Source organism: Oceanobacillus bengalensis (assembly GCF_003628445.1).
Lineage (GTDB): Bacteria > Bacillota > Bacilli > Bacillales > Amphibacillaceae > Oceanobacillus > Oceanobacillus bengalensis.
Genome location: NZ_RBZO01000001.1, coordinates 166,704 through 181,872 on the forward strand (window position 1 = coordinate 166,704; position 15,169 = coordinate 181,872).

Below are 15,169 nucleotides of genomic sequence, written 5' to 3' on the forward strand. Positions count from 1 at the left end.
ACCTCCATTCTTTTTCTTATGTAGTTTTCTCCATCCCGTCAACTATATACGGGAAAAGCATATTGAAAATCCTTTCCGCCAAAGTTCACAGTGGAATCGCTGAAGTTAACAATTAAATCGCCGAAGTTCACAATTAAGTCGCTGAAATTCACAACTTTTTCGCCAAAGTTCACAATTCCCTGCCCACTACCTCTTCACATGTACGTCCTCTTAGCGAACCGCATCGACAACATCCAACAAACTTTCTCCCGCCATTCTTATCATTTCCCTATTTTTATTCTATAATAGTGTTAATGTTAGGAGGCAAAAATAGATGACGCACAAGACAGACATTGAAATTGCTCAGGAAATAAAATTGCAACCGATTGAAGACATTGCTGAACAAGCAGGTATTGACCTGAGTGATCTAGAATTATACGGTAATTATAAAGCGAAAATTAATTATACTGCAATGGACAAGTTAAAGACAAGAGAGGACGGAAAGCTAATTCTGGTAACCGCAATTTCCCCGACGCCAGCAGGAGAGGGGAAGACAACCACTTCTGTTGGACTTGGTGATGCACTCCATCGATTAGGCAAGAATACGATGATTGCAATTAGGGAACCATCCTTGGGGCCGGTCTTTGGGATCAAAGGTGGAGCTGCTGGTGGAGGGTACGCTCAAGTCGTTCCAATGGAGGATATAAACTTACATTTTACTGGAGATTTCCACGCAATTGGTGCTGCCAATAACTTACTTGCAGCCATGATTGACAATCATATCCATCATGGTAATGAGCTTCATATCGATACACGTAAAATAACCTGGAAACGTGTAGTGGACATGAACGATCGGCAATTACGAAACATTGTTGATGGATTGCAAGGAAAAGCGAATGGCGTTCCACGTGAGGACGGATTTGATATTACCGTGGCGTCGGAAGTGATGGCAATATTATGTTTATCAAACTCCATCGATGAGATGAAAGAAAAGCTAAAAAATATTATTATTGGTTATACATATCACGATGAACCCATCACTGCTGGGCAGCTAAATGCTCATGGTGCAATGGCTGCCTTGTTAAAAGATGCATTAAAACCGAACTTGGTGCAAACGCTGGAACACACACCTGCTCTTGTTCATGGCGGCCCATTTGCCAATATCGCTCATGGTTGTAATAGTGTGATGGCTACGAAGATGGCACGAAAATATGCTGACTATGTAGTTACAGAAGCTGGTTTTGGTGCGGACCTTGGAGCAGAGAAATTTATAGATATTAAATGTAGGCTTTCAGGAATTGAGCCTTCTGCTGTTGTCCTCGTTGCGACAGTAAGAGCGCTAAAAATGCACGGTGGCGTATCAAAGAGTGATCTAGGTGAAGAGAATCTGCCAGCATTAGAAGCAGGCATCCCTAACTTAATGAAGCATCTTGAAAATATTCAAGAGGTTTACAATATGCCTGCTGTCGTTGCGATTAATAAATTTCCGACAGATACCGAAGTAGAGCTTGCCCTCATTAAAGAAAAGTGTCTTGAATTAGGTGTGAATGTCGTACTATCTGATGTATGGGCAAATGGTGGTGCTGGTGGGGAAGATTTAGCGAGAGAAGTAATAAAGTTAACCGAACTTACGCAAGCCCTTCAATATGCTTATGAACTAGGGGATTCGATTACAGAAAAAATAGAAAAAGTTGTACGTCGAGTGTACGGCGGAAATGGGATAGAATTATCTCGTGAAGCACATAGAGAGATTGGCAAACTTGAGGCTTTAGGATTTGGCAATTTACCGATATGTGTTGCAAAAACACAATATTCCTTCTCTGATGATCCAACAAAATTAGGACGCCCAACAGATTTTACTGTAAATATTCGAAATGTAAAGGTTTCTGCTGGAGCAGGTTTTATCGTTGTATTAACAGGGGCAATGATGACCATGCCAGGGTTACCTAAAAAACCAGCTGCGGAGAATATTGACGTCGATTCAAAAGGGAAGATATACGGATTATTTTAAAGGGAAAGGGGCTGATTTTCATGGATTATAATGAAGCAATTGACTATATAAACAGTCCAAAATACAGTGGGATGAAATTAGGACTAGACAACATGAGAGAAATCATGGCCGCATTAGGTAACCCACAAACACAATTAAAATTTGTACATATAGCTGGGACGAATGGGAAGGGATCGGTAGCTTCTTATCTATCGCATATTCTCACAAAAGCTGGGTTTAAGACTGGCCTATTTACTTCCCCTTTTTTAGAGAGATTTAATGAACGAATCAAAATAAATAACCTAGAAATTCCAGATGAAGCACTTAGTCGTGTGACAAGCGAAGTGAAAGAACAAGTGGAAGCTTCAAATAGAAGGCCAACGGAATTTGAGATTATTACGGCAATTGCGTTTCAATATTTTTACGAGGAACAGTGTGATATTGTAGTACTGGAAGTAGGATTAGGTGGTAGACTTGATTCAACGAATATTATTGAGTCACCACTCGTTTCAATGATTACGAAGGTAAGCTATGACCATCAAGCTTTTCTAGGGAATACGCTAACGGAAATTGCAGGGGAAAAAGCTGGTATTATTAAAGAAAATAGCAATGTTTTGCTTTTTCCACAAGAAAAAGAAGCTGAGGATGCGATCTATCAAGTTGCCTTAGAGAAAAATAGCACTGTCTATAAACCAGAATTTGATGAGATTACAACAGTTCGTACAAGTCTCGAAGCACAGATTTTCAATTATAAAACATATAACCATTTAAAAATTGCGCTTCTAGGAGAACATCAACAGAAGAATGCAGTAATGGCAATTGAAGCCGTTCATCTATTACATGATGCAGGATATGCTATCAATGAAACCCAGCTTCGACAAGGGCTTGAAGAAACGGTTTGGCCTGGGCGATTTGAAGTTATTCATCAACAACCAACAGTTGTAATTGACGGTGCACATAATATTGACAGTATACAGGCATTGGTAGATAATTTAACAAAGTATTTTAAGAATAAAAGAATCATTGGTATCTTTGGAGTATTGAAAGATAAAGATGTTGACCAAATGATTGCGGAAGTAGCACCAGCAATCAATACGTTCATTACCGTAACACCGGATACGCCAAGAGCATTACCTTCAGAAGAGTTAGCCACGTGTTTACAAGAGAAGGGGTTCACTGCCGTTCCGAGCATTAGTTATGAAGAGGCTGTTCAACAGGCGATGAAAGTATGCGGAGAAGGCGACATTATCTGTGCTTTTGGTTCACTTTATTATATCGGTGCAATTAGACGCATCATAAAAGCAAATAATTAGTAGAAACGAGGATTCAGTCAAATGGATAAAGAGAAAATTGCAACTGCGGTCAGAATGATTCTGGAAGCAATCGGTGAGGATCCAGATAGACAGGGACTATTAGACACGCCAAAACGAGTGGCGAACATGTATGAGGAGGTCTTTTCAGGACTTGATAAAGACCCAGCAGTTCACTGCCAGACCGTTTTTGAGGAGCCACATGAGGAGATTGTGTTAGTAAAAGATATCCAATTTTCCTCGATGTGTGAACATCATCTTGTTCCGTTCATTGGGGTTGCACATGTTGCTTATCTACCGAAGAATGGTCAAGTTATCGGTTTAAGTAAACTCGCAAGAATTGTTGATGATATTAGCAAACGCCCACAGCTTCAAGAACGTATCACGAAATCTGTTGCGGATTTATTAATGAAAGAATTGGATCCAATTGGTGTGATGGTTGTCATAGAGGCGGAACATATGTGTATGAGTATTCGTGGCGTGAAAAAACAAGGCTCAAAAACCATAACAAGTGCCGTTCGTGGTGAGTTTAAAACGAATAATAAGTCGAGAAGTGAAGTGTTAGCATTAATCAATCGCTAGGGGAGTGAGCGAGTGAATAAATCAACGTTACGAAAAGAAATGATTGAAAAATTAAAGGCGTTATCAGGAGAAGAACGGGAACGAACAGAGTCAAATTTACTGCACTATCTTACGACTTCTGAAAGTTGGAATCAATCAGAAACGATTGGAATTACTGTTTCTCATGGGTTTGAGTGGAATACGAAAGCGATTATTGAAGCGGGATGGAAACATGGGAAGATCATCTGTGTACCGAAATGTTTTCCAAAAGAAAAGAAGATGGTATTTTATAAGTTAGAACATTTCGATCAACTTGAAGTAGTGTATTATAACTTGCTGGAGCCAAAACCTGAAGAAACGATGGAAATAGAAAAACAGGAAATGGACTTACTGATTGTTCCAGGGGTAGTTTTTGATAAAGAAGGCTACCGCATTGGTTTTGGCGGAGGATATTATGATAGATTCTTAACGGATTTTCAGAATATAACAGTCTCATTACTTCATTCTATTCAGAGGCTTGAGGGGTTACCAGTTGAAGCCCATGATCTTGCCGTTAACTATTTGATAACAGAAAAAGGAATTAGCATGACGGGTAGCTAATTCCTTTTAGTTTGGTATGAATTCGAGCGGGACCCTCAGGAAATCGCACGCAACCCAAGGAAATTCGAGCGACACTATCGAGAAATCGCGCGTCACCCCGGGAAATTCGAGCGACACTCTCGAGAAATCGCGCGACACCCAAGGAAATTCGAGCGGGACCCTCAAGGAAATCGCGCGCCATCCCTGGGAATACGATCCACACCTACAACAAAAATCTAAGAAATATATAATAAAAAAATCCCCTTAAAATACATAAGGGGATTTCACTTTATTATTCTGCTGAAACAACAGCTTTTGATGGATCCATTTTCTTTTCTTTTTTAATAATTTGACCGTCTGTTCCAACTCTTTTAATAAAGAAGGCTAGAACGAGTGCAACAACTGCAATTAAAGTAGAAACAAAGAACGAAAAATTAATACCATTTAACATTGCTTCATTCATAATTTGTGTTTGCATTTCTGCCATTGCTTGCTCTGAACCTAAAGTAGCTGGGTCCATATTTGCCATGGCTGATTGTGTAAGTTCTTCCGCGCGTGACTCTGTTCGGTTATTCATTACAGTAATTAATAATGCTGAACCAATTGCACCAGATACTTGCTGTAATGTATTGTTAAGTGCTGTACCGTGTGGATTTTCCTTCATTGGTAATTGGTTTAGACCATTTGTCATAATAGGCATCATTACCATTGACATACCGAAACTTCGGATAGCAAAAAGAATCATCATGCTTGTATAGGAAACAGTCATATCAAGTCTACTAAAGTAGAAAGTTGTCACAATGGTTATTGTTAATCCGATTATTCCAAGTGTCTTCGCACCATATTTATCAAAAAGTCTACCAGTTATAGGAGACATAACTCCCATCACTAAAGCACCTGGTAACATTAGGATACCTGCTTCCATTGGTGAGAATCCACGAATGGTTTGGATATAGATTGGTAGTAAAATCATCGCAGAGAACATTGCGATAGATAATACAATGGAAATTGCTGATGATAAAGCAAACATTGGATACTTAAAGATTCTAAATTGTAGCATTGGGTCATCCATCTTAAGCTGACGAATAACTAAAACAATGAGAGCGATTGTTCCGATAATGATGGTTCCATATACTACTGGATCATTCCAGCCCATATCTCCTGCTGAGCTGAAACCGTATAGTAAGCCACCAAATCCAATACTTGATAAAATAATAGAGAATACATCTAATTTAATCTCTCGCTGTGGAGTAATATTTTTGAGTTTGAAAATACCAATTAATAAGGATAGAACTGCAACTGGAATGACGATATCAAATAACACTCTCCAATTATAATGTTCTACAATCCATCCTGATAAAGTTGGCCCAATTGCAGGAGCAACGATCATTACGAGTCCGAATATCCCCATTGCTGTTCCACGCTTTGCAATTGGGAAAGCAGTTAGCATAACATTCATAAGTAATGGCATCATGACTGCGGAACCAGCAGCTTGGATCATACGTGCAGCTAGTAATACCCCAAATGTGGGAGACAAACTTGCTAGTATCGTACCAACTGTGAATAAGGACATTGCTGTTAAGAATAAACTTCTATTCGTAAATCGTTGTATAAAGAATGCACTCGCAGGTATTAGTATCCCATTAATCAACATATAACCTGTTGATAACCATTGAACTGCAGTTGGTTTTACCTGGAATTCGTCCATAATGGAAGGAAGTGCAACATTTAGTAGTGTTTCATTTAAAATAGCTACAAATGCACCGATAAATAAAATGACAATCATCCCATATGGAGTTTTATTTTGTTCTGTATGCGCTTGTGTTTGCGTCATTTTCCTCACCCCTGTTTTCTTTTAATCTATTAAATGAGTCAAAATGAAACCCCCACCTATTGTGTATAAGCGGGGAATACCCCAATGGGAAAACTTTCTTGTTATTTTTGACCATGTTTAAGACTTAAATTATTCTATACCGATAGTCTAAAAAAAGCAATACTAATATAACGTTTTCATTAAAAATATTGTAATTATAGGTTGTCAGCGATAAAATAAAGATAGACTAGTATTACAATTTGAGAATTTAATGCAAATATAAAGGTGGTTTATATGAACCAAAAGAAAAAGCAAATCATTGATGCAGCACAGAAACTTTTTATTAAAAATGGGTTCAATACGACGTCGATTCAAGATATTTTAAACGAAGCACAAATTGCAAAAGGAACATTCTACAATTATTTCAGTACAAAAAACGAATGTTTAATGGCTATTATTGAACGAATTACAGAAGAAATAACAAATGATAGAATAGCAATAGCGTACGAAAGTGATGAGGATAGTGAATCTGTATTTGCTCAACAGCTTACCGTACGATTCAATATAGATAAGAAGCATAATTTGATGGCTCTTTTTTCTTCGGTATCTATCTCCGATGATAAAGATCTAAAATATTTCATGTCGAAACAATACTTTATGGAATTAAAATGGGTAGCGAAGCGATTAGTTGATCTGTATGGATCAAGAGTTGAAAAATATGCAATTGACCATGCGATTACTTTTTTAGGAATTCTTCAGCAAAGTACACAGATTGTAAAACAGTTGCAACCAAAAACGGTTAATATAGAAGAAATGGTTCAGTTTGCTTTACTGAGACTACGGCCGATAATACATGAACAGAATACATTAGGGAAAGTGTACTTTTATGAAAATTATTTCTCCCATTTTTTAAAAAATAAGAAAAATAATGCAGAATTAAAAGCACAAATTATCGATTTATTAGTAGACCTAAAAAAGACAATGGAAGATGCAATGGATTCAAAACCTGTAGACTATGTTGATTTCTTAATCGAGGAGCTTTTGGAAGAAAATCCACGATTATTTTTACTGGAAAGTGTCATTATTTCCCTTAATAAAGCCGTTGAAGGAGCAGCATATGAACATAAAGTTAGGAAAGCCTCGTCTAAAATATGGCATATGATTGAGAAGTGAGGTTGTATCATGCATTTAACAGTTAAGAAGATGACAGAAAAATATGCAATAGAAGTATTATGTTGGAAATACGACAAGCCTTATGATTTTTATAATAATGTGTTGACTAGTGGGGCAATGATGGAATTATTAACTAATAAGTACTTTGTTGTTCTCGATGGCCATAGCCAACTTATTGGATACTTCTGTACAGGCAAACCTGCACAGGTCCCTGATGGGAATCGATCGAAAGCATATTTATATGATTGCATTGATATCGGTATTGGGATGAAACCAGAACTTACAGGAAAAGGAAACGGTCATCATTTCTTTTCCTTTGTTCTTAGATTTGTGCAGGAAAAATATAGTAAAGATATTCGTCTGACCGTAGCAACTTTTAATGAACGGGCGATAAAATTATATGAGAATTTTGGGTTTGAAAGGCAAATGGAGTTTATGCGAGAGGATGTTGAATTTATTACGATGGTAAAAAATAGAGGTTAGGTAAGTTCGGGGGAGAATTGTTAATGATGGTAAAAGGAATAAATCATTTATTATTTTCTATAACGGATTTGAATAAATCAATAGCTTTTTATAAAGATGTTTTTGATGCAAGGTTATTAGTAAAAGGGAGGAGTACTGCATATTTTGACCTAAATGGTTTATGGCTTGCGTTAAATGTAGAAAAAGATATTCCTAGAAACGAAATTCATCACTCCTATACACATATTGCTTTTTCAATTGAGGAAGAAGATTTTGAACGTATATATGAAAGATTAAAATCGCTACATGTCAATATTTTACCTGGAAGACAAAGAGATGAACGTGACAAAAAATCAATCTATTTTACGGATCCTGATGGACATAAATTTGAGTTTCATACGGGAAAACTTCAGGATAGGTTGGATTATTATCAATCAGAAAAGCCACATATGGAGTTTTTTGATTGAAAATGAAGGAAGATATATGCAGGTGGAATTATTTCCATTGGTAAGACTGTTTTTATAGTAGAATAGGTATATGGAAGAAGGCTGCAAATCGTGTGAAAAGCAGCCTTTTTTAAAAAAATCGACAAAATCTAACAAACCTCGACAAGTGACAGGCACCTTAAATATGAGCAAATCCTAAGTCTGTATCTACTTCTCCGTACATACGATTTTCGGTAAAGTTTTCTCCTTCTAACCATTTTCCAAAATCGAAAATATTCGGTTCCTGGTCTCCGCCAATAGAAAACCAAACTTGCTTCTCTTTGGGAAGGTAAGCAGATGTATGGATTGTTCCTGACCAATTCCGGTAGTCATTGGAAAAAACACCTTTATCCGTATCGTTCATCATTCGAAATGCTTTATGGGCATCTGTGGCATGATCTTTTTGCTCTATGATTGCATTTAATCGTTTATATGAATCCTCTAAATGGTGTCGGTTCTCATCTTGCTTCATTTCAAAGTGATTCGTACAGGCGTTTGATTGGCGTACATCAACAGACCTTGGGCTCGCTTCAACAATATACGTTTCTTCCTGCTCGTCAAGAACAACATAACTAAATGTATGACGGTGCGGAATTTCCTTTAAAAATTCTACTGCTTCCTCAACACTGGCACATGTTTCTAAAATCATTCTACCGATCATATGACATATAAATCCACTACCTGGTTTCTTGCGGTGGATTGAATTGTAGCCCATTGCTAATCCTTTTTCATTCATGCCATCCATTCGGCCTGTTATCCGTTGGGCTGGGCCGATTACCGCATAGCCCTCATCTGTTGGTGCGAAAACATTAAAGCGCCCTTCATATGTTTTTGGATGGTAATCATAATTCCGAATGAGGAAATCTTTCCCTGTATAAACAGAGCACCCGCTTCTTGGCGATTCAATTCGGTATCCACCAAAGTCTCGTATGATCTCTTCTATTGGGGATTTCAAAGCATCTTGCATTCCTTCAAGTTCATCCCATATTCGTGGTGCGAATTTCATAAATGCATGTTTCGTATCATTTGTATCAATAGTAAATCGTGGTCTTCGGATTTTCCAGTGCTTCCTTCTGTTCTTCATAATGAGCGAATCCTTTAGTTGCTCCCCGTGCTTATACCCTAAATCATAATGACTCCCACGAAATTGAATAATATCACTGTGAATTTTCTTCATTTCCCCCACCCTTATCGACATTATTTACTTCAAATTGTACAAGAAAAGAGAAGAAGAACAAAGAAATTAAACTCGCATTGCTACATACCTTTCTGATTAACAAGGCCACTAATCTATCGAACCGGATTTATCTTGGAAATTATATCCTCAATGGGAAACAAACGTCACTTGCTAACCTAAGTATTCTTTGGAATAATAGAGTTATCTAAGAAAGAATATACATATGGAGGAATATTTATATGAGAATAGTAGCATTGGTTGGTAGTAACCGAAAAGACTCTTACAATATGAAACTAACTACTTTTATGCAAAATAGATATGCAAATAAATTGGAATTGGAGATTCTACCAATCGACCACCTTCCATTCTATAATGAAGATGATGAGCTAAATCCACCAGAAATCGTTAAGGAAATTAGAGAAAAGATTAAGGAATCTGATGGTATCTTATTTGCAACACCTGAATATAATGCATCTATTCCAGCAGTACTAAAGAATGCAATCGACTGGTTCTCTCGCGTCGAAAAAGTATTAATTGGCAAACCCGCTATGATTGTTGGTGCATCACAAGGGGCATTGGGAACAGTGAAAGCACAATTGCAACTTCGCCAAATCTTGAATGCTCCAGGTGTATCTACGCTAACACTTCCAGGTAATGAAGTATATGTGGGTTCTGTGCATGAGAAAATGGATGAAAATGGAAATTTAATGGATGAGGCAACGATTCAATTTATCGATACTGTAGTTAATAACTATATTGCATGGGTTGAAAAAACTGTTGTATACGAGAGCGCATATTAATAGAAAAAAAGTCATTCCACAAGGAGTGGCTTTTTTTCATTTTTTTTACATCTTTTTTCACTTTATGGAAACATTATAGTAGAAAGAAAATATTACCATACATAGGAAGGTGTTAAAGGATGAAGAAAAAATGTAGTATCTTGATTGCTGGATTACTGATGATGGGGCTTACTATCGGGGTCTCAAACACATTAGCAAGTGTTGATGTAGAAAGCGTATGGGGCGAAAAGGACAGGAAAGATACGAAAGATAAACATCACCATTATGAAAGTGAAGCTATATTGAAAATTCATGCGAAAGAATTAGGTATAGCTATAGAAGGAAAAGAAATAGATGTTTTAAAAGAAGAGGTCCATGAAGCGATGTTAACGAATGCGGCTGAAGAATTAGGAATTAAACATGAGGGAAAAGATATAGAGGAACTAAAGAAAGAAGTATTTGAAGCGAAAATCACTAAGAAGGCTGAGGAATTAGGTATTGAAGCTAGTGGTAAAGACACAAAAGCGTTAGCGAGAGAAGTGCATCAAATGAAGCTAATGAAGAAAGCAGAAGATCTTGGTATCGCTACTGAAGGTAAAGAAATGAAAGAACTCAAAAAAGAAGTAATGGAAACAAAATTAACGAAGGAAGCTAAAGAACTCGGTGTTGATGCAACAGATAAGGATTTGAAAGAATTAGCAAAAGAGATTCATGCAATGAAAGTTATGCAAACGGCTGAAAAATTAGGAATTAAGACCACAAGTAGAGATGCTGAAAGTTTGCTCAATGAAATCGTTACAAATTATTATGAAGAAGCGAAAGGTATGGAGCTATATCCTTTCACAGATATGATGCACTAAAATGGTGAATAGCGCTCAGGGAGCAGTTCAGTTCAAACTCCCTGAGCTTTTTTTTGTGTTGTCTTTTAATAAGAATCTTTTAGTAATTTGTTGCTTTTCTTCTAGTAGATATCTTTTGTAACATAAACAACAACCTCTAAAAACAGGCTTTAATAAACTGGCTATTACGGAAAAAGTCATAATAAATGTGTATTGTTATCTTCCTTAAGGCAATTTGTTATGGTTGTGCCACAATTATTCCGCATTCTCACTTTACAATGGAGGGTGGTTTATTTATTATAGTAAACTGTGAAACTACTAAAGAATAGGTGTTTGTATGAAGAATATGATTTGCTTTTTTTCTATCTTATTTTTAGGCACAGGAATTTTTGTAGATGAAGCAGCGGCAGAAGAGGCCAGTCAGCCTGAAATTGTTAGTGAGGCTGCAATATTAATCGAAGCTGATACCGGACAAGTCTTATACGAAAAAAATGCAGGAGAGGCAATGCATCCTGCAAGTTTGACAAAAATTGCTACAGCGATTTTTGCCATTGAAAAGGGAAAACTAGATGAAAATGTTACTGTAAGTGAAAATGCGACCAACGCAGATGGAACAACTGTTTTTTTAGAAGAAGGAGAACAAGTAGCATTAAAAAAACTTATCCAGGGTATGTTAATCAATTCAGGTAATGATGCAGGAGTAGCCATTGCTGAACATGTTAGTGGGAGTATGGCAGGCTTTGCAATGGATCTTAATACATACTTAAAAGATAAGATTGGTACTAAGAATACAAACTTTAAGAATCCACATGGTTTGTATGAAGAAGATCACATGACAACTGCGGAGGATTTAGCAAAAATTACCAAATATGCAATGCAAAATAAAAATTTTATGAATATGTTTAGTGCCAAGGAATTAGATTGGGATGGGAAGTCGTGGGATACAACGATACAGACCCACCATCGAATACTGAAAGGTGAATTTCCTTATGACGGAGTAACTGGTGGTAAGAATGGATTTGTAAACCAATCTGGTTTTACATTGGTCACCACCGCAGAACGTGATGAATTGAGTTTGATTGCAGTAACACTCAAAGCTAACACTGATGATGCAGCATACGAAGATACGATTAAATTATTAGATTATGGATTTGATAATTACCGAACTTCTCAAATGGAAGACGGTGCAAGCTTTACGGTGGATGGGCAAAAATATATACCATCAGAAAAGATACAATATACTCACGCCATTAATGATACGATAAGTAAGAATGTCAATGAGGATGGAATTTTAACAATTGAAGATAAGCGTACATCCTCAACTTTTGAGTTAGAGAAAGTTGAGCCACAGAAGGAGACTCAGGTAGAAAGTTTTTCAACAACAGATGTAGATGAGGCTCCTGGACTTCATATCGATTCATGGATAATTGTAGTCGTATTAATCCTTACTTTGGTATTCTTTGTCTTCATTATATTTAAGTATTTAAGAACAGTTAAATCCTAAAAAGCTGCACCAGTTAGCCTGCCTAATTCATAGAATATTAGGTAGGCTTTTTGTATAAGAAGCTTTAAAGATAGGGGGAAAAATGTTATGTATCCGTACAATCCATATATGAATAATTATCGTAACAATGATCCATATTTTAATTCATTTGAGCACAGACAAACGATAACAGGTCAGGCTACTTGGACAGAGGGTGGACAAGTAACGAAGTGCAATATACCATGGTCAGATTATAATCAAATGACAGCAGCTGTAGGAGAAGACTCACCTTTTCGTTGTGGGCAAATTATTAAGGTTAGGAATTTGTCAGCGCCAGTCGGAAGAGAAGTTTTTGTGAAAATTGTTGATGAAGTACAGGGCTATCCGATTAATCGGATAAATTTACATCGGGCAGCATTTGCAGCATTGGGGATAAATCCGAGTGTAGGTGTTATTAATGTTGAAATGACTCCATTATCAAATGAACAGGAGAAAAACTGGGCAGATTATTTTATCAGTGTGGTTGAAACGGCATTTCCTGCGTATACGGTATCCAATTATGAGCATGTTGGAAAGTCGGGAGGATCATCCTCTCAAACGAAAGACTCGTATGAATTCATGTTAGAATCACCACAAGGAAGCAAGCACATAGCAGGTGACTTGGTTTATGATGCAAATACGAATGATGTTATTTCGTTGTTGATACGGCAAGTTTGAAAACGTTCATTCGTTTGAAGTATACTACTAAATAGATTACATGGATAGGGAGTGAAGGTCTAACAAAAGACCTCCACTCCCTATAGCTGTTTAACGTAAATAATCAATTTTTATCGGAAATGTAATCTGTCGGGATTTTAGGGTATCATACTATGGAATGATGTCTTCTTCCACTTTGTTGTGTTACAATTACCAGATTATGCTTTTGTTAAACAAAGGCAGTTACCTTGACTATAACGAAAAGAAAGAAGGAAGCTTATGGTAGAGCAAAATTCTACACCAGATTCACTTGAAAAAATAAATAAAGTACCAATTATGATCGTTTTAATATCAGGTGCATTTGTAGCAATCCTAAACCAAACCTTGCTTGGGACAGCGTTGCCTCATATAATGAAAGATTTACATATTGATGAGAATACCGTTCAATGGTTACAGTCTGCTTTTATGCTAGTTAATGGGATTATGATACCAATAACAGCCTTTTTAATAGGAAGGTTTACAACACGGGGGCTGTTTTTAACTGCAATGACCCTGTTTTCAGTAGGAACACTGCTTGCGGCTATTGCTCCGAATTTTTCAATGTTGCTTTCAGGAAGAGTATTCCAAGCAGCAGGCGCTGGGATTATGATGCCATTGATGCAAACAATTATGATGTTAATTTTTCCTATTGAAAAAAGAGGAACGGTAATGGGGATGTTTGGGCTCGTTATCGCCTTTGCTCCGGCAATCGGACCATCTTTATCTGGTTATATTGTAGAACACTTCCCTTGGAGAACGTTATTCTACATGATTCTTCCGATTGCTATCATCGATATTATTGTAGCGTACTTTATTCTGAAAAACGTCACAAAGCAAACCTTTCCTAAAATCGATATTTTATCGATTATCCTTTCCACCCTTGGATTTGGTGGTTTGTTGTACGGATTTAGTGCTGCAGGAAGTGCGGGATGGGGAAGTGCGCAAGTAATTATTTCCTTTATTGTTGGTGCAATAACACTTACATGGTTTATTTTAAGACAATTGAATTTAAAAGAACCGATCTTGGAAATGAGAGTATTCAAATATAAGATGTTTACTTTAACAACAGCATTAGGAATGGTAACCTTCATTGCAATGATAGGCGCAGCGGTTGTATTGCCCTTGTATATGCAAAATATGTTAGGTTTCTCTCCCCTTGTGTCTGGATTAGCATTATTACCAGGAGCTATTCTGCAAGGAATTATGAACCCGGTAACTGGAAGGTTGTTTGATAAATATGGTGCAAGATGGCTTACCATTATCGGGTTGTCGTTAATCGTCATTACAACTTTTATGCTATCGTTCCTTACTAGTGAAACATCATTTACCTATATTGCTACTGCACATGCATTTCGTATGCTAGGTGTGGCGATGGCGATGATGCCAGCAACTACTGCTGGATTAAATGAATTGCCACGCGATCTCATTTCACATGGAACAGCAGTAAACAATACGTTCAGACAGGTTTCAGGAGCAATTGGTACAGCATTGCCAATTACGATTATGACAACTGCTGCAATTCCTGAAGAAGGTGTCGATGGTATGATTCATGGTGTGAATGTATCTTTCGTTGTGGCAGCTTTCACAGCTGTCATCGGTTTGATTATTACCTTCTTTATTAAAGATAGGCAAAGAAGGAAAATTAAAGTTGGATAAATGAATATAAATGAAGGACAATTCTAAGGATGAGAATTGTCCTTCATCGTTTATTATAAAGGCTGTTTACTAAAGGGTAGTTGCTTTTTCTTAAATATAAGCAATGACGTAAAAGATATAAACTTTGGACTAATAATATTCATTTTGT

14 protein-coding genes are annotated in these 15,169 nt (G+C 37.0%); 12 read left to right on the top strand and 2 right to left on the bottom strand.

Annotation, left to right across the window (positions count from 1 at the left end):
* Nucleotides 1–313 precede the first annotated feature (313 nt).
* Genes D8M05_RS00805 through D8M05_RS00820 form a run of 4 tightly spaced genes read left to right on the top strand, consistent with a single transcriptional unit; the run spans nucleotide 314 to nucleotide 4,440 of the window.
* Nucleotides 314–1,990: a formate--tetrahydrofolate ligase gene (locus tag D8M05_RS00805; protein ID WP_121127656.1), complete on the top strand. Its 1,677-nt coding sequence runs from the start codon at nucleotides 314–316 to the stop codon at nucleotides 1,988–1,990.
* A gap of 20 nt (nucleotides 1,991–2,010) precedes the next feature.
* Complete coding sequence (locus D8M05_RS00810; RefSeq protein ID WP_121127658.1) at nucleotides 2,011–3,282, top strand: bifunctional folylpolyglutamate synthase/dihydrofolate synthase; 1,272 nt, start codon at nucleotides 2,011–2,013, stop codon at nucleotides 3,280–3,282.
* 21 nt (nucleotides 3,283–3,303) lie between these two features.
* Nucleotides 3,304–3,861 carry a GTP cyclohydrolase I FolE gene (gene folE, locus D8M05_RS00815; protein ID WP_121127660.1) on the top strand — a complete coding sequence of 186 codons (558 nt, stop codon included), beginning with the start codon at nucleotides 3,304–3,306 and terminating at the stop codon, nucleotides 3,859–3,861.
* Between the two features lie 12 nt (nucleotides 3,862–3,873).
* Nucleotides 3,874–4,440, top strand: a complete 567-nt coding sequence (locus tag D8M05_RS00820) for a 5-formyltetrahydrofolate cyclo-ligase (RefSeq protein WP_183072666.1) — start codon at nucleotides 3,874–3,876, stop codon at nucleotides 4,438–4,440.
* 271 nt (nucleotides 4,441–4,711) lie between these two features.
* On the opposite strand, the gene D8M05_RS00825 is transcribed toward D8M05_RS00820, so the two are convergent.
* Nucleotides 4,712–6,253, bottom strand: a complete 1,542-nt coding sequence (locus tag D8M05_RS00825; RefSeq protein ID WP_121127662.1) for a DHA2 family efflux MFS transporter permease subunit — start codon at nucleotides 6,251–6,253, stop codon at nucleotides 4,712–4,714.
* 273 nt (nucleotides 6,254–6,526) lie between these two features.
* On the opposite strand from D8M05_RS00825, the gene D8M05_RS00830 reads away from it, so the two are divergent.
* The 3 genes from D8M05_RS00830 to fosM are packed head-to-tail and all read left to right on the top strand — an operon-like array spanning nucleotide 6,527 to nucleotide 8,334.
* Nucleotides 6,527–7,405 (top strand): TetR/AcrR family transcriptional regulator, encoded by an 879-nt coding sequence (locus D8M05_RS00830; protein ID WP_121127664.1) that lies wholly within the window; start codon nucleotides 6,527–6,529, stop codon nucleotides 7,403–7,405.
* 9 nt (nucleotides 7,406–7,414) lie between these two features.
* Complete coding sequence (locus D8M05_RS00835) at nucleotides 7,415–7,888, top strand: GNAT family N-acetyltransferase (RefSeq protein ID WP_121127666.1); 474 nt, start codon at nucleotides 7,415–7,417, stop codon at nucleotides 7,886–7,888.
* A gap of 26 nt (nucleotides 7,889–7,914) precedes the next feature.
* Nucleotides 7,915–8,334 carry a FosM family fosfomycin resistance protein gene (gene fosM, locus D8M05_RS00840; protein WP_379543558.1) on the top strand — a complete coding sequence of 140 codons (420 nt, stop codon included), beginning with the start codon at nucleotides 7,915–7,917 and terminating at the stop codon, nucleotides 8,332–8,334.
* A 157-nt stretch (nucleotides 8,335–8,491) separates the two neighbouring features.
* Here the strand turns inward: fosM and D8M05_RS00845 are convergent, their stop codons facing one another.
* A complete protein-coding gene (locus D8M05_RS00845; RefSeq protein ID WP_121127670.1) occupies nucleotides 8,492–9,529 on the bottom strand; it encodes a C45 family autoproteolytic acyltransferase/hydrolase in 1,038 nt (345 codons plus the stop codon).
* A gap of 239 nt (nucleotides 9,530–9,768) precedes the next feature.
* Here D8M05_RS00845 and D8M05_RS00850 point away from each other — a divergent pair, with 239 nt between their 5' ends.
* The 5 genes from D8M05_RS00850 to D8M05_RS00870 all read left to right on the top strand — a co-directional run bounded on the left by D8M05_RS00850 (nucleotide 9,769) and on the right by D8M05_RS00870 (nucleotide 15,021).
* Entirely contained in the window at nucleotides 9,769–10,329 is a 561-nt protein-coding gene (locus D8M05_RS00850) for an NADPH-dependent FMN reductase (RefSeq protein WP_121127672.1), read from the top strand.
* Between the two features lie 119 nt (nucleotides 10,330–10,448).
* A complete protein-coding gene (locus D8M05_RS00855; RefSeq protein ID WP_121127674.1) occupies nucleotides 10,449–11,168 on the top strand; it encodes a hypothetical protein in 720 nt (239 codons plus the stop codon).
* Nucleotides 11,169–11,484: 316 nt separating this feature from the next.
* Complete coding sequence (locus D8M05_RS00860; protein ID WP_121127676.1) at nucleotides 11,485–12,651, top strand: D-alanyl-D-alanine carboxypeptidase family protein; 1,167 nt, start codon at nucleotides 11,485–11,487, stop codon at nucleotides 12,649–12,651.
* Between the two features lie 87 nt (nucleotides 12,652–12,738).
* Entirely contained in the window at nucleotides 12,739–13,347 is a 609-nt protein-coding gene (locus tag D8M05_RS00865; protein ID WP_121127678.1) for an RlpA-like double-psi beta-barrel domain-containing protein, read from the top strand.
* 258 nt (nucleotides 13,348–13,605) lie between these two features.
* Nucleotides 13,606–15,021 (top strand): DHA2 family efflux MFS transporter permease subunit, encoded by a 1,416-nt coding sequence (locus D8M05_RS00870; protein WP_121127679.1) that lies wholly within the window; start codon nucleotides 13,606–13,608, stop codon nucleotides 15,019–15,021.
* Nucleotides 15,022–15,169: the final 148 nt, after the last annotated feature.